The organism is Sinosporangium album, assembly GCF_900100605.1.
GTDB classification, from domain to species: domain Bacteria; phylum Actinomycetota; class Actinomycetes; order Streptosporangiales; family Streptosporangiaceae; genus Sinosporangium; species Sinosporangium album.
In genome coordinates this window covers 32,772-54,098 of sequence record NZ_FNCN01000022.1, presented here as the reverse complement: position 1 = coordinate 54,098, position 21,327 = coordinate 32,772, and the positions used below count along the sequence as shown (strand labels likewise).

Genomic DNA, 21,327 nt, shown 5'->3' with positions numbered 1-21,327 from the left:
GAGGGGGACCGGCGCGCCACACGGCTTGCGCAGCGGTGTTGAAGAAGTGGAAGTCGTAAGGGCCGGAGGGGGGACGCGGGCGGGTCCTGCCGATGCGCTGTCGGCGCTCCCCTGGCGCGGATCAGGCGTGCGGTGGTCCCGGCCCGCCGGAGGCTTCCGGCGGAGGGGAACGGCTCAGGCCATGGAGGTGCCTGTCGCCGGGAAGAGGGGTACACGCGCGGTGTGATTGCTGGCTCCTTGTCGCACGTGTCGCTCCTAGGGGGATGGGCCTGGTCGGATTATGAAATATCCGGTTGACCCGAAGTGTGTATTTTGCGGGACTTGAGTGTAGTGCGACTTCCGATTGCTAGCGGAGGAATGTGCTGCTTATGGAGAGTGCCTGTCCATTACCTGGAGAAAGGCGCCGCTCAGCCCTCGTGGAGGGTTCCAGGGGGCGTGGAAGGGCGCCCTGCGGGGTGGGGCCCCCGCGCCTGGCAGGCGGCGCGGGGGCCCGGGTGGGGGGTGGGGATATATGGTCTATGTGTCCGCTTTGGTGCTTTTCGTCGGGAATTCTCTCTTGCACACGACGAGGGGGCCGCTGGACCGCTTCCCGAACTCATAGGAAAGTTTCCTATTAGATAACGTGAGCGTAAGAGCTCGTTGGCCGACCGGTCAACGCCATCGGTATGGGTTAATTCGCTCTTGAGCCTCTCTTAAGCGACGAATCCTGAGCGTCGGTCAGCAGCGACCGGCCGCCCGCGCCCTTGGCTCTGCGTGATCTGCGCGGGAGCAAGCCGACCCACCAGGTCGTCCGGTTCCTCGCGGCTCATACCGGTCAGCGGCGGATCGGCCAGGGCCTGCAGGGCAAGAGCGCGGGCTTGCGCCGGGCGGGTGCCGGACAACCACTCGGAGGGCGGCTTTGTCGGCGTACCGGTTGCTGGCCTCGGCCGAGAAGCACCGGCTGAACCGGGCGGCCAAGTCCACCCAGCTCCGCACCTCCGCCACGTTCCTCGGCAAGAACGTCAACAAGTGATAGCCCGGGGCCAGGCGGCCTGACACCGCCTGGCCCCGCCTGGCCCCGCCTGGCCCCGCCTGCGGTTTCGCTTTCAGCCCACCGAATATGGCTTTGCCCGCTTGTGCGATGCGGGTCGCTTAGGGTGGCCGTATGGACCCCACCAAGGCGATCATCGACACCGTGGAGCGCTTCAAGCAGCGGCGCACCGCGCCGCTCGTGCTTGAACTGGACATCACCGAAGGATTCATCGAAGGCCCGCCGAGCGACCCGGTGGAAGCCCTGCTGACCATGCGCAAGGCGCGTCTGGCCGACGTGCTCTCGGGGCTCAAGCGGGCCAGGCAGGACCCTCGGGTCAAGGCGTTGATCGTCAAGATCGGCGGGCCTCTCGGGCTCGCCGCCGTACAGGAGCTGCGCCAGGCCGTCATCCGGCTCCGCGCGGCGGGCAAGCTGACGGTGGCCTACGCCGAGACCTTCGGCGAGTTCGGCGCCGGGACTGTGCCGTACTACCTCGCCACCGCCTTCGAACGGGTCTATCTCCAGCCGTCGGGCGACATCGGCCTGACCGGGGTCGTGATCGAGCAGCACTTCGTCAAGAGCGCCTTGGACAAGCTCGGGGTGGACTACCAGCTCGGTCAGCGGCATGAGTACAAGACCGCCGCGAACACGTTCACCCAGGATCACATGACCGACGCGCACCGCGAGTCGTCGGCCCGGATCGTCCGATCGATCACCGAGCAGGCCGTGGCGGGCATCGCCGAGGGCCGAGGGCTGTCCCCCGAGCGGGTGCGCGAGCTGATCGACCAGGGGCCGTTCATCGGGGCCGAGGCCCTCTCCGCCGGCCTGGTCGACGGCCTCGCCTACCGCGACGAGGTCTACGCGGAGGTGAAGCGGTCCGTCGGGGACGACGCCCACCTGCTGTACGTGGGGCGATACAACAAGACGATCAAGAACTTCAAAATGCCCCACCCCGGGGCGCAGAGTGTCGCATTGATCCACGGCCACGGCGCGATCCGCCTCGGACGCAGCGGGCGCAGCCCCCTGGGCGGCGGCGGGGCGATGGGCGCGGACACGATCTGCGCCGCATTCCGGGCCGCGCGCCGCGACGACAGTGTGAAGGCCGTGGTGTTCCGCGTCGACAGCCCCGGCGGGTCCTACGTGGCGTCCGACGCGATCTGGCGTGAGGTCGTGCTCACCCGCGAGGCCGGTAAGCCGGTCATCGTCTCGATGGGCCAGTACGCGGCGTCGGGAGGCTACTTCGTCTCCATGGCCGCCAATGTGATCGTGGCGCAGCCGGGCACGCTCACCGGGTCGATCGGGGTGTACGGCGGGAAGATGGTGACCGACGAGCTGCTCGGCAAGCTGGGCATCGCCTCCGACCGGGTCGCCGAGGGGGCCAACGCGGGGATGTTCCTGGGGTCCCGCCCCTTCTCCACCGACGAGTGGGGCCGGGTCAACGCCTGGCTGGACCGCATCTACCAGGACTTCGTGAGCAAGGCGGCCGACGGCCGGAAGTTCACCTTCGACGAGGCCCACGAGCTGGCCAAGGGCCGGGTGTGGACGGGCGCCGACGCTCGCGAGAACGGGCTGGTGGACGAGCTCGGCGGGCTGGAGGACGCGGTCTCCCTGGCGCGCGACCGGGCGGGGCTGGCCGACGACGCGCCCGTGCGGGTCTACCCGAAGGCCGGGCCGCTCGAACGGCTGCGCCCGGCGGAGTCCAGCGAGGACCGTTCCGCGGCGCTGGCCCGCATGCGCGTTTCGGCGTGGGGACCGCTGGCGCGGTTCGCGGCGGAGCTCGGCCTGCCGTCCCACGGCCCGCTGATCCTGCCCGGCGCCTGGCGGATCCGCTGAGCGGGGGCCGCGGGCGTCAGCCGACCGGCCGGTAGCGCCCGCGCAGCCGTACGAGCGGCGCGGCGGAGCCGTCAATGTAGTCGACGGCGAGCACGCGGGCGAGGAACAGTGTGTGGTCGCCGGCGGGGAACACCCTCGTGCTCTCCGCCTCGATCGCCGCGACGCCCCCCTCGATGATCAGGGCCTCGCTGTGTTGCCCCCGATGGTGGGGTGTGCCGGCCACGAGCAGCCGGGCGCTGGGGCGTCCGGGCGTGGCGAACCTGCTGGCCACGGCGGTCTGCGCCGACGACAGCAGAGTGGCCGCCCACCGGTCGCGGCGGAGCAGCATCTCGGTGAGGTAGCCCGTGGACGACAGGCTCACGAGCACCAGCGGCGGGTCCGCCGAGACCGACATGATCGCCGTCACCGTAGTGCCGACGTCGTCGCGGCCCTCACGGACGGCCACCACGGCGACGCCCGCGGCGAGTTGGGCCATCGCCTCGGTGAACTCGGTCAACGCACTCCCCCGCATGAGATGGTTCAAGGCGGCGGCACCCGGAGCCCCGCGCTGCCGCCGCCTTGGATGTCTGTCGGCGTCCCCTAGCCCGGCGCCGCCACATCGCTGAGGTCCCCCTCCAGGAGTCTCTCCCTGTCCCGCACGCCGAGCTCAGGCGCCAAACCAGCTTGATCGTCGTCTCTCGGTGTCCACCGCCGCCCTTGGCTACGCTGCCCACCGTTCCGCCCCGCGCCATCCAGCAAGAAGATCCCTGGCAAGCGCCGCCAGGGGACTCGTGGATGTCCTTAGAGCACGGGCATCGTCCAGCTTGATGCACCAGGATGATCAAGCCAGAGATGGACACCGCTTCGATCCACCGTAGCCCCGAAGCGGTTGTAGCTCGGACAGCCGAGTGAAACCCACTGAAGGTAAGCGGACGATAGCTCATCCCAGAGCCGCCGCTTGCCGTACTGCGTCACCTGAAACTCGACGGCCCCCGGCTCGAAGTCGCAAGCCGCCCAGGAGCCAGTGGCCTCTTGGTCGTCCAGCTCGTACATGAGCAGTGAGTACGCCGTGCCATCACTGACATCGTGCCAGCCCACACGGGGAGCCAGCGCGGCGAACATCAACTGCGCACCCAGATCCGCCTCACCGAGCGTACGAGGATGAAGCTCGGTCGTTGACACATCCGCCTCTTCGTAGCAGTGGCTACTCCAGCGGGCGTTATAGCGCTGCTCGCGCAGCATCATGAAACTGGCTGTTCCGTGGAAACGGCCGACCGCCGTGGTGTTGTTCAACACTGTGAGGCGGAGCTGGTGGCCGATGCGCCCGCTGCCGTGCCATGGCATGACGATGGTCCCGCCCGGCCTGGTCTGTTCAATCCAGGCCATGGGGATGTGGGCCACGCCTGCCGTGACATGGACACGATCGTATGGGGCGCGCTCCAGGCAGCCCTTGACGCCGTCGCCGACGATCAGATTTGGCGCATATCCAGCCTTCTGCAGAGTAGCCGCAGCCTGAGCCGCCACCTGAGCATCGACCTCGATCGAAGTGATGCCATCGTGTCCGGCCGCCCACGACAGGAGGGCCGCCGTCCAACCGGAGCCGGTCCCGATCTCCAGAATGCGGTCACCTTTCCGAGGAGTCAGCAGCTGCAGGAAGGGGATCACGATGCCGGGTGCAGATACCGAGGAGGAGAATGTGCCCTTGCCGCTGAGCGGGTCACCCTCCCCATCGTCGGTCTGGAGGATGACAGAGGTGTCGGAGTATACGGCCGACCACCAGGCCGCCGGATCGTCGTGGAGGGCGAATCTTCCTTTCGGCGCGCCGGCGTGATTGGCGGTGAACCAGGCCGTCTCGGGAATGAACAAGTGCCGGGGTACCTCGCGGAGTGCTGTTGCCCACTGAGGCTCGGTCAGCGCGCCTTGCTCTCGCAGTTGGCCGGTCAGCCGGGCGATCAGGTTCTCGGCTGCCTGGCCGTCCGTGGTCGTTACCGTGCCCATGCGGGTCCCTTCTGGAGGACGTCGGCCATGGCGGTGTGCACGGGAAGCCCCGTCTTCAGGTTCAGCCACCCCCACTCCCCACTCTGGTTGGTCTCCAGGAAGTACCACTGGCCGTGCGTGTCACAGACGAGGTCCACGGCTCCGAAGATCAAGCCCAGCCGCTCGTGCAACTCCACCAGGCGATCCCTGACGTCGCCCGGCAGATCGATTCTCTCGTAGCTGAGCGAGTCGTAATCGCTGCGCCAATCGATGGTGCCCTGCTCAGTGCTGGAGTCGATCCGGACCGTGAGGACCTGGCTGCCGACGACGACGGCTCTGGCCTCGCATGCCTTGTCAATCCAAGCCTGGAACATCTGGGCCGTGCGGGACATGGCGGGGTCTCGCAGATCGTCCAGGTCCTTGATGGGTGTGGTGTAGACGACCCGAACCTGTCCCTCGTCGGCATGCCAGATTCCGCCGAGCGGCTTGTACACGATGGGCTCGCCAATGCCTTTGGCCCAGGCATGCGCCGCATGAGGATCGGACGTGATGAGGGTCTTGGGGATCTTAAGGCCGATACGTGCGGCGAGGGCGAGCTGGACGGGCTTGTACTCTGCCCGCATCGCGGCCATCGGATCGTTGACCCAGAGGGTTCCGCTCTGCCGGAGCGCGCTCAGCACGCCGCCGAATCCGTAGCGCGCCTCGGAGTATGCGAACGCCCGTTCGGGCGAGGTCATCTCCTCGTCCATTCTGAACTGTGTCGGCCGCCGCATGTAGACCGCGCCCACACCGGCGAGGTCCAGGTCTCCACGCGGTGTGCTGATGACTCCAGTCCAGCTATCGCTGCCGCTCTCGATATGGGTCGCCATCGAGATCTGTGCAGGGAAGTCTGCGGTGTCCATGGTGACAACGGGAATCCCTCGCTCGACCAGCTCGACCGCAACGCGCTCGGCCACGGTATCGGAGTCATCGGTAATGATCAGAACCGTGTGCGTCATGATCTCAGTCCTTGCACATTTCCTCGTTGGGACCGGTGCCGTCTGAACTCGTTTCGCTCGTTTCGTTGCTGCCGCCCTCGTGCTTGCCCGCGGAGATGGGCGGCACGGTCAGGAAACGCAGGCCCCAGGGGCGCGCAGTGCCGGCCGACGTGTCAGGGGCGGACAGGATGTGCTCACTCGGCGACATGGGGAAGAAGTCCCCGCGCCTGAACAGCATGCCGCGAGACTCCCCGTCAGGACTGTGGGTGATCAGGTCGAGCGGGTGCTGCGCGGTGTGCGTTGCTGCCTGCATGGCCTTTCCTTTCATTGAGGGGAAATTCGCCGAAGGGAAGTTGAAAAATTTCCTCGCCCAGCGCGGGAGATGCGCTAAGGAACCACACGAGGGCGCTTGCACGTTGTTGGCCCGGGACGAACTTTGGATCTTGGCCGCCCTAGGAAAAAGCTGATTGCCTTTCAACGCTAGGCCCAGTCAGACCTCTCCGCCAGATGTGGGGTTTGTCTGTCGGATGACGGACAAGTCCGCGCCTGCAACTAGAAGACCCCTGACCTGGCGGTGCGGGGGTCTGGTTCACTTTGGACGAAGCTAGAAGTCGAATTCGCCCTTCTTTACCCTGTCTGTGAATGCTTCCCACACTTCGGCTCGCACAACGTAAGGAGCGAGCTCAGGAGCCTCTGTGTCGCGGATGGCAACACGCCCCCCAGAGAGCGGGGCGACCTCAATACAGTTGCCGCCATTGCCTGTGGACTTAGTTGCCTTACGCCAGGCCGCCGTTTCTAGTTCGGCCCTGAGGTCCATCTCTCCAACACCTTCCCGATGAACTCGATCGACGCGTTCAGGGGGTAAGCACCTGCCCTGATGGCATCCAACTTCACGGTAACTGTGGCAACCGTCTCCGGGGCACTCGTCACCACGGGTTCCGCAGCGGTTTCAAGGTAGACCGTGTGACGCTGCGCGTTGGCCGCGTGAGCCACGACGATAGCGCCACTAAGCCCGGGATTGGCGCCAAGCGGGACAATTTGGATGGTGACGTGTGGGGCCCGCGTCGCCTCCAGAAGCCGACGCAACTGCTCGGCCATGACCTCTGCTCCGCCGATCGGCCTGCTGAGACTTCCCTCGTCGAGCAGGACGAGGTAGCGAGGAGGCTTGGTGCGGGTGAGGATCTGCTGCCTGGCCAGCCGCGCTTCGACAAGGGCCTGGATCTCCTCCTCGCCATATCGGCGTTCCGCTTTCAAGAGAGCCCGGGCGTACGACTCGGTTTGAAGAAGCCCCGGCACCACCAACGGTTCCCAGGTAATGATCGCGGATGCCTGCTCTTCCTCGGTCATCCACGGGGTGAACCAGCGAGGCGCCTTGTCCCGGTGGCCCGACAGAGACGCCCAGAACTCTCGTATTCCGGGTCCGAGGGCCTTCTCGCAGCCCCCGATGAACTCCGGAGTGGGAGAGCGTTTCCCCACTTCCACCGCCCCGACCTGGCTGCCGGAGTACCCGGCACGCAGGCCGAGCTCGTCCTGGGTGAGCTGTGCTTCTGTTCTTCGTCGCCGCAGCTCAGCGCCGAATGCGGCAGCTCTGCTGGCGTTGGGGTCGAGCGTACGTGGCGCAGGCATGCGACTCCGATCGACGTATCCGACGTATCCAACACTCATCAGTGCGACAAGTTGCCGGACGAATGTCCGCCTGAAACTGCTCCCAAAATACCTTCCGGACAACAGGCTAAGAAGAGTCCGCAACCCCCGGGACCCCCAAGAGCCCAACGTTCGGACACTCAAAAACGAGGCTGACGCTGGATGCGGATGTGCTTTCTTTAGGACAAAGGCGACTAGGCGGTAAGCATGACGCTTTCGCAATCAGACCAGGTGCGACTCGGAGCGGTGTGGATACCTTGCAGCAACCAGGCACCGTGTCTCGCGCGCCGGGAGATGTCAAGGTGGATCGGTTCTTCGAATCCGGCGTGGGAGACCATTGGGCTCGTGGTATCCGAGCTGGTGTCGAACGCTGTCAGGCATGCCGACTGCGCCGAACCTGGAGACCTCATTCAGGTGGCCTTGTGCCAGAAGGATGAGTTCTACCGCGTTGAGGTGACCGACTCCGGTTCGCTCTTCAGCACGCCCCACAAGAGACCGCCAACCGATGAGTCCGAGCATGGCCGCGGACTTCAGATTGTCCATGCCCTATCGGAAGGACGTTGGGGAAGCTACTCCTGCGGCCAGGGCCTCGGTCGGACGGTGTGGTGCGAGCTGCGTGCCGCTTCCTGTTAGCGAAAGGACCCGTTGCAGTATCGCAAGGGACTCCTGAGCTGGGACGATGAGGGGAACCGAACCCCTGGCCTGCCGTTCCCAAGTCAGGGTCACCGCGACGGGCGGCACCGCTTCCCGTGCCGCCGCGCGCGGGTGTCACTGCCCGGGTGTTACTACAGCAGGCCGTTGCCCACCAGCCACTCCTTGGCGACCGTCGGCGGGTCGTCCTTGTCGATCGCGACGCGCTTCATCATGCCGAGCAGCGCCGCCGTGTCGAGCTTGGCGGACACGGCGTCGAGCGCCGCCGTGGCGGCTTCGCCGACTCCGGCCTTGTGGACGAGGGGGGCGATGTTGTTGGACCCGAACACGGCCTTGGTGTCCTTGAGGGCGACCAGGTCGCCGGCGGCGAGCTTGGGGTCGGCGGTGAAGACGTTGCCGACCTGGATGGTGCCGCTCTTGAGCGCGTCGGCGGTGGTTTCGCCGGTGGGCTCCCACTCCTTGAACTCAAGGCCGTAGACGTCCTTGAGCCGCTGCTCCTGGCGGGTCTTGAACTCGGGGGGACCGCCCACGGCGAAGTCCTTGGCGACCGCGGCGAGGTCCTCGATCGAGGTGAGCTTGTGCTTGTCCGCCGTCGCCTTCGTCACGGTGAGGGAGTCGTTGTCCTCCGCGGCGGCGGGTGTGAGGACGGCGAGCTCCGCCGGGAGCTTACCCTTGAGGGCCTCGACGGTCTGCTCCTTGGTGCCCGTGGGCGCGGACTTGTCGACGTAGGCGAGGAGTGAGCCGATGTATTCCGGCATGATGGTCAGGCCGCCGCTCTTCACCTGGTCATAGTAGATTTCGCGGCTGCCGATGTTGAACTTCTCCTCGACCTCGACGCCCTTGGCGCGGAGCGCCTGCGAGTAGATCGAGCCGATCAGGACGCTCCCCGGGAAGTTCGCCGATCCGACGACGACCTTGCCGGCCTTGGCCGTACCTCCGCCGCTCTCCGGGGTCTGCGTCGCGGTGGTGTTGAGCGGGTCGCCGCCACCGCACGCGGACAGTGAGAGCGCGGAGGCCAGGGCGAGCGCCAGCACGCCGATCATTCGTCTCATCGTGCATTTCCCTTCTAAAACGGCAGGCAATAGGGAGATTACCCAGCCTTCAAGCGTTCCCTCACGGCAGGCCGTACACCAGGTGAAACCACCATTCGACCGAGCAGGGTGAACATGAGCTGCACCGCCAGCGCGAGAAGGGCGACCAGTACGGCTCCCCCGATCGTGCTGGGGAAGTCCTTGGTCGCCAGGCCGTCGATGATGTAGCGGCCGAGGCCGCCGAGGCCGACATAGGCCGCCACCGTCGCGGTCGCGACCACCTGAATGGCCGCGACGCGCACGCCGAGCAGGATCAGCGGCAGCGCGACCGGCACCAGCACCCGCAGCAGCACCTGGCCGCCACGCAGGCCCATGCCGTACGCGGCGTCGCGCAGGTCGTGCTCGACGCCCCGGATGCCCTCGTAGGTGTTGACGAGGATGGGCGGTACGGCGAGCGCCACCAGCGGGATGAGCACCGGCAGCGTGGTTCCGACCCCCATGAGCAGGACGATGAGCACCAGCAGGCCCAGCGTCGGAAGAGCCCGTGCCGCGTTGGCCGACACGACGACGAACAGCGCGCCCTTGCCGGTGTGCCCGACCCACAGGCCGAGCGGCACCGCGATCAGCACGGACAGCAGGAGCGCGGCGGCGGAGAATTCGAGGTGCTCCAGCAGCCGCACGGGAATGCCGGACGAGCCCGACCAGTTCGCCGGGTCGGTGAAGAATTCGATGAGCCAGTTCACGCGGCCCGCCTCGCCCTCGACCAGGGCGTCAGCACCCGCTGAGCGGCCACGAGCAGGCCGTCGGCGGCCACCGCGAGAAGCACGACCAGCACGATGCCGACCACGATGGGCGTCGGGAACTGCCGCTGCCACCCGTCGATGAACAGGTAGCCGAGCCCTCCCCTGCCCACCAGCGCGCCCACGCTGACCAGGCTGATGCTGGACACCGTCGCCACGCGCACCCCGGCCAGCACCACGGGCACCGCGATCGGCAGCTCCACCGACACCAGCCGCCGCAGCGGCCGGAAGCCCATCGCCACCGCCGACTGGCGCACATGCGCCGGCACCGAGGCCACCCCGTCCACCACGGCCGGGATCAGTACGGCGAGGGCGTAGAACGTCAGCGGGACGATGACGGTGGCGCGTTCCGCCAGCCCGGTGACGGGGATCAGCACGATGAAGACCGCCAGCGACGGCAGGGAGTAGACGACGTTCATGACGCCGACCGTCGGCTGGTAGAGCCACCGCCACCGCACGCTCGCCAGCCCGAGCGGCAGCGCGATCAGCAGCGCGAAGACGACCGGAAGCACGGCCATGACGACGTGGTCGGCGAGCAGGGACTGGATGTTGGGCCAGTTGCGCCCGATCCAGTCCCAGCGGATCAGTGGTTCCTCATCCACGCCCCGCGCCTTCCGCCGGTACGGCCTGTTCGGACTGTGCGGCCTGTTCTGCCGGTGCGGGCTGCGCGGCGCCGTCGGCCGCGACCTTGGCCGTGGCGCGGGCCAGCTCCTCCCGGGTGGCCACCCCCGCGACCTTTCCGTCCGCGTCGACCGCGATGGCGCACCCCGACGGCGCCAGGAGCGCCGCGTCCAGCGCCGATCGCAGCGACCCGCCGTTCACCTCGAACGTTCCGTACGGCAGAAGCCGCAGGTCCGCCACCTTCCCCGCCGGCGGCAGGCCCTCGGTGGAGACCCAGCCCCTCGGCCTGCCCTCGCCGTCGACGACCGCGAGCCAGGACACCGCGGAGGACGCCGCGGCACCCGCCGCCTCCGACACCTCCGCGTCGATCGGCACGGTCAGGTCACCGCGCAGCGGCAGGTCGGCGGGAACGAAGGACAGCCGGCGGATGCCCCGGTCCCCGCCGAGGAACTCGCGCACGAAGTCGTCGGCCGGCCGCGCCAGCATCGTCTCGGGGTCGTCCACCTGGGCGAGCGTGCCGCCGACGCGCAGGACGGCGACGCGGTCGCCGAGTTTGACGGCCTCGTCGATGTCGTGCGTGACGAAGACGATGGTCTTGTTGAGCTCGTTCTGCAGCCGGATCAGCTCGTCCTGGAGGTCTGCGCGGACTACGGGGTCGACGGCGCTGAACGGCTCGTCCATGAGAAGCACGGGCGGGTCGGCGGCCAGCGCGCGGGCCACGCCGACGCGCTGCTGCTGACCGCCGGAGAGCTGAAAGGGGTAGCGCTCGGCGAGCCCGGCGTCGAGGCCGACGCGCTCCAGCAGTTCCATGGCCCGGGTCCGGGCCTTTCTCTTGTCCCAGCCGAGCAGGTAGGGAACCGTCGCGACGTTATCGACGATCTTTCGGTGCGGGAACAGCCCCGCCTGTTGGATGACATATCCAATGCCGCGCCGCAGGGTGGGCGGGTCGATTGTCTGAACGTCCACGCCGTCGAGGAGGATCTTTCCTTCGGACGCGTCGATCATTCGATTGACCATGCGCAGCGATGTGGTCTTGCCGCATCCGGAAGGGCCCACCAAGACGGTTATCTCGCCCGTGGGGATCTCCAGGTGGAGATCGTTCACGGCGACCGTGCCGTCGGCGTAGCGCTTGGTGACGCCGTCGAATGTGATCACGTGCGACCTCGCGCTCCTCGCCCCCAGAGCCGCGGCCCCCGCCACGACCGCCATCACGATCTGCCCAGACAGACCACCCTACGGGACATCTCCCCGCGAGTGCCGCCCTCACCCCCAAGCATCAAGCTTTGGGATTTATGCCACGTCCCAGAAGATTCGAATGATCACTTAGCAGGACTTTCTATCAAATGGGTATCCAGAGATGCGTGAACCCCCTTGACTTGGCATGATTACCCCAGGTTGCCTAACTTACGTTCCGGCCCTTGTTCCACATTCGCCCCATGGGCACCCGCACGTCCCGCGCCCGAACCGGAGGTCTCGGTGGCTCATCCGCTCACCGGTCGGCGATCCCGCGGCGATCTCATCGCCGAGCTCTACGACCGGCATGGGACCGGCCTTTTCGCCTACTGCCTCGACCAACTCGGCGACCCCGACACCGCCGCCGAAGCCCTCCTCGCCGTCTTCGCCAACCTCCCTCCGGCCGAACCTCCCCGCGCGAGCCTCTATGCCGCTGCCCGGCGCGAGATCCTCCGCCGCGACGTCGTGCGCGCCCCCACCACCGTCGACCCGCTCGCCGACCCCGCCAACGCCCTCGTCGAACGCACCCTCGCCGAACTCCGCCCGCACCAGCGCGAGGTGCTGCTGCTCACGATCGTGTGCGGGCTCACCACCGGGGAACTCGGCTGGGTGCTGGACGTGGCCTCGGACACCGCCGACGAGCTCACGCTGAGCGCCTGCCACAGTTTCACCCAGGCGGTCACGGCGGCCCTCACCTCCGCGGCGGCGACCCCGCGGCTTCCCCAGCGGGTCGCCGAGATCTACGGCGCACTCGGCGTGGCCTCCATCCGGGACACCCTCGCCTGTCTTCCTTGGAGCGCTCCCCCGGCGTATCTGCGCGCCGAACTCCTCCGCGCCCTGGGCGGCAGCGCCGTAGGCGACCGCGCCGCGTGGGGCAGTGCTGCGGGGGGCAGTGCCGCAGGTCACGGTGGCGTGGGCGGGACGCGTCCCGCGGCCCCCTTCCCTCCGCGCAGCTCGGTGTACGTCAAGAGCCTGTGGCCGACGACGGCCGTCTGGCCGCTCCCGCTGAGCGACAACGACCCTGCCACCAGCACCGCGCTGTTCCCCGCCGACCTGGTGATCCCTCCGCCGTTCCCGCGCGCCTTCCGGCACGACGCCGCCACCGAACCCCTGCCGCGCTACACCGAGCGCGACCCGCTCGGCTACCGGCGGCACCAGCCAGCTCCTCGGGCACGCCATCGCAAGCCCGACCCGCTCCCCGACCCGGTCGGGTGGGCCCCGGTCGGATCGGCCCCCGTCGGATCGGCCCCCGTCGGTTCGGACACTCCCGGGCCCGGCCGCCCCTTCGTGCTGTCGGCGCCCGTGCCGGCCGACGTCCTCGACGCACCGGACAGCGCCGCCCCACCCCCCGGAGTCGCGCCGAGCGGCCGGGCCGCGCCCTCCGCGTCGCTGTTCACTCCGCCCGTCTACATCCTTCCGCCGCAAGAGCATGAGCTCGCGGCGGCGCAGTCCCCCTCGGCACCTGACAACACCAGCGCGCACGCACGCCACACCGCGCCCGGCGCGCCGTCCGCCGCGACCGCCCCCGGACCGCGAGCGGCCGAGGAGGCGGCGGCCAAGGACGGCGCCGCCGAGCAGGTCAGGCCCGGCGCACCGGAGGGACCGCTCCACCGGTCCTCCCGCGCCCGCTCCCGGAGAGGCAAGCCCCTCAAGCCGGGCGAGCACCGCTTCGACTGGACGTGGGAGATCATCGGATTCGCCATCTGCATCGCCATCGCGTTGATCGTGTTCTTCTCCGTCCCCATGATCGTCAACCCGTGAGCCCCCAAGCGGGCCGCACGGCACGTTCAGAGAACTAGAACAGATTCCAATTCGCTGTCGTCGAACAGAGAGAAAACCCTCTTGAGAGCAGGTCGCATTACCCAAAAGACATGCATGGACACGCATTCTTAGTGACTCGCGAGTAACAAGCGCGGGGGGTCACCGGTCAGATAACGTGTTCTCATGCGGACACCGCGTTCGACCACCGCACAGCCGAAGGGCGCCCGCCCGCATCCCGGCTCCGCCGCGCTGTCCGACGAGCCAGAGGTGACCCAGGTGGAGAGCCATCACGCGACCGGCGGCGCCGGCGTGCGCACCCGCAGCCAGCACCAGCGGCGCAAACGCATCATCCAGGCCGCCGCGGCGCTGGCCTCGCGCGGCGGGGTCGAGGCGATGCAGATGCGCACGGTCGCCGAGCGGGCCGGCGTCGCGCTCGGCACGCTCTACCGCTACTTCCCCTCGAAGATGGACCTTGTGGTCGCCGTGGTGAGCGAGGAGCTCGACCTGCTCGAAGAGAGCATCGCGCGCCGGCCTCCCGGCTCGACCACGCCCGCGGGGCGTGCCGTCGATGTTCTGATGCGCGCGACACGCTCGCTCATGCGCGAGCCCGAGCTGGCCGACGCCCTCATCCGCTCCCTGATCATGGCCGAGGTGGAGGCCCCGTTCGGCGACCGCGTGACCGGCCTGCTGCTGCGGGTCGCCGCGGGCGGGCTGACCACCGAGGACGCCACGGAGGAGCAGGTCGCCGTCGCGGGCTCACTGGCCGGCATCTGGGTGTGCGAGCTGCTGGAGATGCTCCGCGGCCGGCGCACCCATGACCAGGTGCAGAGCCGCATCGAGATCGCCGCCGCGCGGCTGCTGATCGACTTCTGAGCGACGGGCCCGGCCGGGCCCATGCCGTACACTCGCCCGCGCCCCTGTCCCCTCGGTCGCGGCTCGGGCGCGATCACAGCCACTCCAGCCAGCCTCCGTGCCCGCCCGCCAGGGCGACGGGCTCGCCGTCGAGGGCCACCACGAACGACACGGGGCGCTTGGGGGGTCCGCCCGGCAGCCGCTCGGTCAATCCGGGCATGGTCTCCGGGTCCTCCTGTGAGACCCAGTGGCCGGGGAGGGCCGTCACCTGCGCCTCGAAGCGGTCGCGGGCGGCCTGGTCGAGATACATCAGCACCGCCGAGTGGTAGACAACCAGCGTCGCGCCGTCCGGCACGTCGGCGGCGAGTCTGTCCAGCGTGGTGTTGAGGTCTCCCCGGACGATCCTCGGCGGGTCGGCGCGGGCCACCTCCACGGCGGCGGCGAAGCGGGCGCGCCGCTCCTCGTGCTCGGGCCAGATGAGCGCCTTCAGCCAGCGCATCTCCTCGTCGTCGTTCACGTCCAGCGGGTTGAGGTCGATCCCCGCCCGCCAGACCACGTTCGGAAGGGCATTCGGAAGGGCCTCCGGGAGCGGCGGGTTCCCGGCCACGGAGCAGCGGATCATCACCGCCGCGTCCGCCGGGCCGACGACATGGCCGTCGTAGTCGTAGGAGTAGCGGTCGGGGATCAGGCACAGGCCCGCCGACGCGCCCACCTCCAGCAGCGCGAACGGCCCGGGAAGCCCCGCGAGGACGGCCAGCAGGGCGCTGCAGCGCGCGGGCTCGTTGGTCTGGGTACGGCGGCGCATGACAACGTCGATCACCTCGTCACGCCGCTCAAGGACGAATTCCCGGAACTCCGGATATTCCGGCGTGGTTCCCCGGAGAAAGCGCACCGCCCCGAGAAGCAGATTCGGCTGGCGTTTCTCACGCGGAAGTCCAGCCAGGAGTTCCAGCAGCGTCTCGTCCTCGGACACCGCCACGGAAAGGCGCCGATAGAGCGGTGAGGAATCCTGGACGTGCACCTCCCCGAAGCGCCGATACTGCCGGGCCGTCCTCTGCACGTCGTTCATGCGCACCACCTCGGGATCAGGTCGCTCCCCGAAGTAGAACATGTTATGCGGACAGGTCGTCGGGCCGGGTTCACGGCCAGGAGGAGTCCTGGTCGGGCTCCCCTCCGTCGGCAAGCAGGCGCAAATCCGATTCGACCATCATGGCGATGAGCTCCTCGAACGACACCGACGGCTCCCACCCGAGCTGGGCGCGGGCCTTCTTGGGGTCGGCGCAGAGCAGGTCGACCTCGGCGGGCCGGTGGAGGGAGCGGTCGCCGACGACGTGCCGCTCCCAGTCGAGGCCGGCGGCGGCGAAGGCCGCCTGGACGAGTTCGCGCACGGTGTGGGTGCGCCCGGTGCCGATGACGTAGTCCTCGGGGGTGGGGGTCTGGAGCATCATGTGCATGGCGCGCACGTAGTCGCCGGCGTAGCCCCAGTCGCGCCGGGCTTCGAGGTTGCCCAGGCGCAGCTCGTCGGCGAGGCCGAGCTTGATGCGCGCGGCGCCGAGGGTGACCTTGCGGGTGACGAACTCGGTGCCCCTGCGGGGCGACTCGTGGTTGAACAGGATGCCGGAGACGGCGTGCATGCCGTAGGACTCGCGGTAGTTCTGGGTGAGGAAGTGGCCGTACGCCTTGGCGACGCCGTACGGCGACCGCGGGTGGAACGGGGTGCGTTCGTTCTGCGGGGTCTCCCGGACCTGGCCGAACATCTCGGAGGAGGACGCCTGGTAGAAGCGGATCTGTCCTTGCGCGCCGGTGCGGGTGGAGGACACGCCGGAGCACACCCGAATGGCCTCCAGCATGCGCAGCACGCCCATGCCGGTGACCTCGCCGGTGAGCTCGGCCTGCTCCCAGGACATGGGGACGAAGGAGATGGCGCCCAGGTTGTAGACCTCGTCGGGCGCGGCCTTTTCGACGGCGGAGATGAGGGAGCCCTGGTCGAGCAGGTCTCCGCGGACGAGCCGCACATCGGGGAGGTGGCGGCGCAGGCGCGACACGCGCGGGTTGGCCTGCCCCCGGATGAGGCCCCAGACGTCGTAGCCCTCGCTCAGCAGGTGTTCGGCCAGATAGAGACCGTCCTGCCCGGTGATGCCGGTGATGAGCGCACGCCTGCTCACGGGTCCTCCAACACTCGTCACGCGCAGAAGTATCCTCCTCACCCGGTCAGGTCAGAGCCGAGGCTTGACTAGAACAGGTTTCACCGAGCAGCGCTCGGTGAGGATGACTTCCCAGTTGACACAAGGGAAACGTGACATGAGGAACAATTCCACATTAGGCGCTTCCTAACTACTCGATGGTAGTCTTCGCGGCTAAGGCCATCTTTCACGGTACATGCCTGTCCGGGCGGCTACCGCGGCCAGGGTGAGAAAGGGGCCGAGCGTGGCAGACGAGGGGTCGCTGCGGGTTGCCCTGCTGTCCTACCGGAGCAAGCCGACCTGCGGAGGCCAAGGCGTCTACCTGCGCCATCTCAGCCGCGAACTCGTCGCCCTCGGACACCACGTGGAGGTGTTCTCCGGCCAGCCGTACCCCGAGCTCGACGAGGGCGTGATCCTCCGCAAGGTCCCGAGCCTCGACCTCTACCGCGACGACGACCCCTTCCGCACGCCGAAGCTCGCGGAATACCGCGACTGGATCGACATGCTGGAGGTCGGCACGATGTGGTCGGCCGGCTTCCCCGAGCCGCTGACCTTCTCGCTGCGCGTGCGCCGCGAGCTTTCGCGGCGCGTCGGCGACTTCGACGTGGTGCAGGACAACCAGACCCTGGGCTACGGCCTGCTCGGCATCCAGAAGCACTTCCCCCTGGTGGGCACGATCCACCACCCCATCAGCCAGGACCGGCGCATCGAGCTTGAGGCCGCTGAGGGCTGGAAGAGGCTGAGCCTGCGCCGCTGGTATGGCTTCGTACGGATGCAGTCCTACGTGGCGCCGCGCCTGAACCCGATCCTGACCGTCAGCGAGTCGAGCCTGGCCGACATCCACCGCGACTTCAACGTGCCGCAGTCCAACATGCGGCTGATCCCCCTCGGCGTGGACACCCGCTACTTCCACCCCCGCCCCGACAAACCCCGCCGCAAGGGGTCGATCGTCGCCGTGGCCAGCGCGGACTCGCCGATGAAGGGGGTGGCGACGCTCCTGCGCGCCGTCGCCAAGCTCGCGACCGAACGCGACGTGAAACTGACCGTGGTGAGCAGGCCGACGCCGGGCGGCCCGACGGAGACACTCGTGCGGGAGCTGGCGCTCGGCGACCGCGTCACGTTCGTGCACGGCATCTCCGACGACGAGCTCGGCGAGCTCATCGCCACCTCGGAGATCTCCGTGGTCCCCTCGCTCTACGAGGGGTTCTCGCTGCCCGCCGTGGAGCACATGGCCTGCGGCACCCCGCTCGTGGCCTCGCGCACGGGCGCCCTGCCCGAGGTGGTGGGCGACGCGGCGATCCTGGTGAGACCTGGAGACCCCGAGGAGCTGGCCGCGGTGCTGCGCCGCCTCCACGACTCCCCCGAGGAGCGGGAGAGGGTGGGCCGGGCGGGATACGACCGCGCCATGGAACGGTTCACCTGGCACGTCGTGGCCAAACGCACCGTCGACGCCTACCGTGAGGCCATCCGCATGCGCCGCGCCCGCGCCCGCTGAGCACCGAGCCCGCGGACGCGCGATCCCGTCCAGAGCCCTCCGCAGCCCTCCGCCGAGAACCAGGGAGCAGTACGTGCTGACCGTCGATTTCGCCCGCCTGCCGGTGGGACCGGGCGACCGGGTTCTGGACCTCGGGTGCGGCGGTGGCCGCCACGCCTTCGAGGTGCTGCGCCGGGGAGCGGACGTGGTGGCCTTCGACATGGACGTGGCCGAACTGGAAACGGTGGCGAACATGTTCGCCGCGATGCGCGAGGCCGGGGAGGTGCCCGAGGGGGCGACCGGGGAGACCGTGAAGGGGGACGCGCTCGACATGCCGTTCCCCGACGGGTCGTTCGACCACGTGATCGCCGCGGAGGTGCTGGAGCACATCCCCGATGACATGGCGGCGATGCGCGAGATCGCCAGGGTGCTCAGGCCCGGGGGGACGGCCGCCGTCACGGTGCCGAGCTTCCTGCCGGAACGCATCTGCTGGGCGCTGTCCGAGCAGTACCACACCGCCCCCGGCGGACATATCCGCATTTACACGCTTGCGGAGTTGAAGGCCAAGCTGAAGGCCACCGGCCTGGTGATCGGCCCGCACCACCACGCCCACGGGTTGCACTCGCCGTACTGGTGGATCAAGTGCGCGGTCGGCGTGGACAACGGCGAGAACCCGCTGGCCAAGGCATACCACCGGCTCCTCGTCTGGGACATCATGAAGCGCCCGGCCGCGACCCGCGCCGCCGAGGCGGTGCTCAACCCTCTGATCGGCAAGAGCGTCGTCCTGTACGTCCGGAAGCCGAAGTGACGTCCGCGGGGCAGCGCCCGGCGCCTGAACCGGTGCCGGAGGTGCCGGGGGTGCCGGGGGTGCCGGGGGTGCTGACGGCCGAGCAGGTCGTCCGTACGGCGGGCAGCATCGCGGCCGTCCAGGAGGCCGACGGCGGCGTGCCATGGCCCGGCGGCCACGTCGACGCGTGGAACCACGTGGAATGCCTGATGGCCATGTCGGTGGCGGGGCTGCGCGACGAGGCCCGCCGCGGCTACGCCTGGCTGGCGCGCCACCAGCGCGCCGACGGCTCCTGGCCGATGAAGCTGGTCGGCGGCAGGGCGACCGAGAAGGGCGGCGAGTCCAACCACGCGGCCTACATCGCGGTGGGCGTGTGGCACGAGCTGCTGGTGACGGGCGACGAGGGGTTCGCCCGGCTGATGTGGCCAGCCGTGCGGTCGGCGCTGGAGTTCGTCGTCGGCCTGGCGACCGCCAGGGGCGAGGTGGTGTGGGAGCGCAGGGAGGACGGCACCGCCGCGGACTATGCGCTGCTGACCGGATGCTCGTCGATCTATCAGGGGCTCCGCTGCGGCGTACTGCTCGCCGAGCGCGTGGGCGACCCGCAGCCCGACTGGGAGCTCGCGGCGGCGCGGCTGCGCCACGTGCTGGTGGCGCACCCGGAGGCGTTCGCCGACAAGAGCAGGTTCGCGATGGACTGGTACTACCCGGTGCTCGGCGGCGCACTCCGGGGCACGGCGGCGCGGGAACGGCTGGACGCCGGGTGGAGCGCGTTCGTGGAGCCGGGCCTGGGTGTCCGGTGCGTCGCCGACCAGCCGTGGGTCACCGGGGCGGAGACCTGTGAGCTGGTGCTGACGCTGGCGGCGATCGGGGAGCGGGAGCGCGCGACCGCGCTGTTCGCCGACATGCAGCACCTGCGCCACGAGGACGGGTCGTACTGGACCGGCTGGCAGTTCGCGAACGAGCGGCACTTTCCCCACGAGCAGTCCGCCTACACCGCCGCCGCGGTCGTGCTGGCCGCCGACGCCCTGTCGGGCGCGAGCGGGGCGGCGGACCTGTTCCGGGACGCCGGCCTCGACGACCGCCAGGACGCAGTCGGCACAGTCGGCACAGTCGGCGCCGCGGCCGGCACCGCGACCGGCGCCACGGTCGGCACGGCCGGCGCCGCGACCGGGGCCGCGACCGGCGCGGCAGATCCGGGCGCGTGCGGCTGCGACCTGACGCCGAGCCGCGTCTGACTCGGCCGACGTCTATATCCGGACAATTCACCAGCCTTCACGCGGACATATCCCCGCGCGCCTCCTGAGCAGGCTGTCTTATCCCCATTCTTTGCATAGAGGCATGAGCGGCGTGCTTGATCCGCTCTGTATGGCTCATTACGTTCGGCCTGGCCACGAGGGTCTTGGTCGGGGGTTGAATGGGCAGCACGGAAGCGTTGGGCACCGGAGTCGAGGCGGCGGGGGAGCCCGAGGACGGGCGCACCGCGGCGGAGCAGGCGAGGCGGGCCCGGCAGGCGCCCCCGGTGGAGCGGGCGGAGCCGACGGTCCGCGGCCCGCGCAGGTTCCTCCTGCAGGATCTGGGCCAGACGGACTTCGGCCTGCGGCGGTTCAAGCTCCGGCCGCAGGAGGCGCGCAGCGGTCTTGAAGAGGCGGGCAGGTCATTCCTCTCCGGATTCAACGCGCTCATCTCCCGCCGGACCGAGACGATCGAGGATTTCCGGGAGGACCTCCGCGGGTTCGCGTTCGAGGGCGCGGGCATGGCGGCGGCCGTACTCGACCTCGTCACCCTCACCGGCGGCCGTCACGTCCGCGAACTGCTGAACGGCCCGGCGGCCCGCTATCCGCATCTCGTCCACGTGGGCATCGGCTGGGGCTACGCCCGGATGCGCGCCCGGCCGATGTGGGGCATCAAGACGGCCCACCCCCTGCTGCGCTGGCTCGCACACGACGGATACGGCTTCCACCAGGGCTTCTTCGCCACCGACGCCACCGTGGGGGCGCAGCGCAGGCCGCGCACGATGAGCCGCGCCCACCGAGCACTGGTGGATCAAGGACTCGGCCGCATGCTCTGGTTCCACGAGTGCGCCGGCCCGGACGACGTCGCGGCGCGGATCGCCGAGTTCCCGCCCGGCCGACGGGCGGACCTGTGGAGCGGGGTGGGGCTGGCCTCCACCTACGCCGGCCAGTGCGACGCGGAGGGACTCGCCGCCCTGGCGGCGCACGCCGCTGCCGACGGATGCCGCGCGCATCTCGCCCAGGGCGGCGTCTTCGCCTGCTCCGCGCGTATCCGGTCCGGGATCGTCCCGCCGCACACGGCCGAGGCCGCCCCCGTGCTGTGCGGGGTGGAGGTCGACGAGGCCGCCTCGTGGGCCGACGAGTCCCTGGCGGCCCTGGGCGAGAGCCCCGCGAGCCACGACGACTACCAGGCATGGAGGGCGGGGATCCGCAGGGCGTGGGCCCGCGGGGACAAGACCCGTCCCGACGTCTGACCCGCGGTCCGCGCCGGTCGGCCGTACGGC

The 21,327-nt window shown here is 69.2% G+C and carries 20 protein-coding genes; 8 read left to right on the top strand and 12 right to left on the bottom strand.

Going from position 1 to position 21,327, the window contains the following annotated elements:
• Positions 1–1,144 precede the first annotated feature (1,144 nt).
• Complete coding sequence (locus BLQ73_RS21380) at positions 1,145–2,842, top strand: S49 family peptidase (protein ID WP_093172625.1); 1,698 nt, start codon at positions 1,145–1,147, stop codon at positions 2,840–2,842.
• Between the two features lie 16 nt (positions 2,843–2,858).
• On the opposite strand, the gene BLQ73_RS21375 is transcribed toward BLQ73_RS21380, so the two are convergent.
• The 6 genes from BLQ73_RS21375 to BLQ73_RS21350 all read right to left on the bottom strand — a co-directional run bounded on the left by BLQ73_RS21375 (position 2,859) and on the right by BLQ73_RS21350 (position 7,401).
• Complete coding sequence (locus tag BLQ73_RS21375; protein WP_245691239.1) at positions 2,859–3,338, bottom strand: flavin reductase family protein; 480 nt, start codon at positions 3,336–3,338, stop codon at positions 2,859–2,861.
• Positions 3,339–3,622: 284 nt separating this feature from the next.
• On the bottom strand, positions 3,623–4,819 hold the full coding sequence (locus tag BLQ73_RS21370; protein WP_093172621.1) for a methyltransferase domain-containing protein: 1,197 nt from the start codon (positions 4,817–4,819) through the stop codon (positions 3,623–3,625).
• Positions 4,807–5,796, bottom strand: a complete 990-nt coding sequence (gene tgmB, locus BLQ73_RS21365; RefSeq protein WP_093172619.1) for an ATP-grasp ribosomal peptide maturase — start codon at positions 5,794–5,796, stop codon at positions 4,807–4,809. Before tgmB ends, BLQ73_RS21370 begins: the two co-directional genes overlap by 13 nt.
• Positions 5,797–5,800: 4 nt before the next feature.
• Complete coding sequence (locus BLQ73_RS21360; protein WP_093172617.1) at positions 5,801–6,088, bottom strand: hypothetical protein; 288 nt, start codon at positions 6,086–6,088, stop codon at positions 5,801–5,803.
• A 291-nt stretch (positions 6,089–6,379) separates the two neighbouring features.
• A complete protein-coding gene (locus BLQ73_RS21355; RefSeq protein WP_093172615.1) occupies positions 6,380–6,592 on the bottom strand; it encodes a DUF397 domain-containing protein in 213 nt (70 codons plus the stop codon).
• Positions 6,571–7,401, bottom strand: coding sequence for a helix-turn-helix domain-containing protein (locus BLQ73_RS21350; protein ID WP_176955583.1), 831 nt, complete (start codon positions 7,399–7,401; stop codon positions 6,571–6,573). The genes BLQ73_RS21355 and BLQ73_RS21350 overlap by 22 nt, the downstream gene beginning before the upstream one ends.
• 225 nt (positions 7,402–7,626) lie before the next feature.
• On the opposite strand from BLQ73_RS21350, the gene BLQ73_RS35055 reads away from it, so the two are divergent.
• Positions 7,627–8,052 (top strand): ATP-binding protein, encoded by a 426-nt coding sequence (locus BLQ73_RS35055; protein WP_218125952.1) that lies wholly within the window; start codon positions 7,627–7,629, stop codon positions 8,050–8,052.
• A gap of 152 nt (positions 8,053–8,204) precedes the next feature.
• Here the strand turns inward: BLQ73_RS35055 and BLQ73_RS21340 are convergent, their stop codons facing one another.
• Genes BLQ73_RS21340 through BLQ73_RS21325 form a run of 4 tightly spaced genes read right to left on the bottom strand, consistent with a single transcriptional unit; the run spans position 8,205 to position 11,677 of the window.
• Positions 8,205–9,122, bottom strand: coding sequence for an ABC transporter substrate-binding protein (locus BLQ73_RS21340; protein ID WP_093172611.1), 918 nt, complete (start codon positions 9,120–9,122; stop codon positions 8,205–8,207).
• A gap of 38 nt (positions 9,123–9,160) precedes the next feature.
• A complete protein-coding gene (locus tag BLQ73_RS21335) occupies positions 9,161–9,844 on the bottom strand; it encodes an ABC transporter permease (RefSeq protein WP_093172609.1) in 684 nt (227 codons plus the stop codon).
• Positions 9,841–10,503, bottom strand: a complete 663-nt coding sequence (locus tag BLQ73_RS21330; RefSeq protein WP_176955582.1) for an ABC transporter permease — start codon at positions 10,501–10,503, stop codon at positions 9,841–9,843. Before BLQ73_RS21330 ends, BLQ73_RS21335 begins: the two co-directional genes overlap by 4 nt.
• Positions 10,496–11,677 (bottom strand): ABC transporter ATP-binding protein, encoded by a 1,182-nt coding sequence (locus BLQ73_RS21325; RefSeq protein ID WP_093172709.1) that lies wholly within the window; start codon positions 11,675–11,677, stop codon positions 10,496–10,498. Before BLQ73_RS21325 ends, BLQ73_RS21330 begins: the two co-directional genes overlap by 8 nt.
• Positions 11,678–11,998: 321 nt before the next feature.
• Here BLQ73_RS21325 and BLQ73_RS21320 point away from each other — a divergent pair, with 321 nt between their 5' ends.
• Together BLQ73_RS21320 and BLQ73_RS21315 are read left to right on the top strand one after the other, a co-directional pair.
• Positions 11,999–13,516, top strand: a complete 1,518-nt coding sequence (locus BLQ73_RS21320) for an RNA polymerase sigma factor (protein ID WP_093172607.1) — start codon at positions 11,999–12,001, stop codon at positions 13,514–13,516.
• Between the two features lie 183 nt (positions 13,517–13,699).
• Positions 13,700–14,389: a TetR family transcriptional regulator gene (locus BLQ73_RS21315; RefSeq protein WP_093172605.1), complete on the top strand. Its 690-nt coding sequence runs from the start codon at positions 13,700–13,702 to the stop codon at positions 14,387–14,389.
• A gap of 73 nt (positions 14,390–14,462) precedes the next feature.
• On the opposite strand, the gene BLQ73_RS21310 is transcribed toward BLQ73_RS21315, so the two are convergent.
• Positions 14,463–15,437: a DUF2332 domain-containing protein gene (locus BLQ73_RS21310; protein ID WP_093172707.1), complete on the bottom strand. Its 975-nt coding sequence runs from the start codon at positions 15,435–15,437 to the stop codon at positions 14,463–14,465.
• Between the two features lie 70 nt (positions 15,438–15,507).
• Positions 15,508–16,533: a GDP-mannose 4,6-dehydratase gene (locus BLQ73_RS21305; RefSeq protein ID WP_093172603.1), complete on the bottom strand. Its 1,026-nt coding sequence runs from the start codon at positions 16,531–16,533 to the stop codon at positions 15,508–15,510.
• Between the two features lie 262 nt (positions 16,534–16,795).
• Here BLQ73_RS21305 and BLQ73_RS21300 point away from each other — a divergent pair, with 262 nt between their 5' ends.
• From BLQ73_RS21300 to BLQ73_RS21285, 4 genes are all read left to right on the top strand, one after another.
• The gene (locus BLQ73_RS21300) at positions 16,796–18,046 is read left to right on the top strand and encodes a glycosyltransferase family 4 protein (protein WP_245691238.1); all 1,251 of its coding nucleotides are present in this window, start codon (positions 16,796–16,798) and stop codon (positions 18,044–18,046) included.
• A gap of 73 nt (positions 18,047–18,119) precedes the next feature.
• Complete coding sequence (locus BLQ73_RS21295) at positions 18,120–18,833, top strand: class I SAM-dependent methyltransferase (RefSeq protein ID WP_093172599.1); 714 nt, start codon at positions 18,120–18,122, stop codon at positions 18,831–18,833.
• A complete protein-coding gene (locus BLQ73_RS21290; protein WP_420820027.1) occupies positions 18,830–20,047 on the top strand; it encodes a prenyltransferase in 1,218 nt (405 codons plus the stop codon). Before BLQ73_RS21295 ends, BLQ73_RS21290 begins: the two co-directional genes overlap by 4 nt.
• 179 nt (positions 20,048–20,226) lie before the next feature.
• The gene (locus tag BLQ73_RS21285) at positions 20,227–21,297 is read left to right on the top strand and encodes a DUF1702 family protein (protein ID WP_093172597.1); all 1,071 of its coding nucleotides are present in this window, start codon (positions 20,227–20,229) and stop codon (positions 21,295–21,297) included.
• The last annotated feature ends 30 nt before the right edge of the window (positions 21,298–21,327 follow it).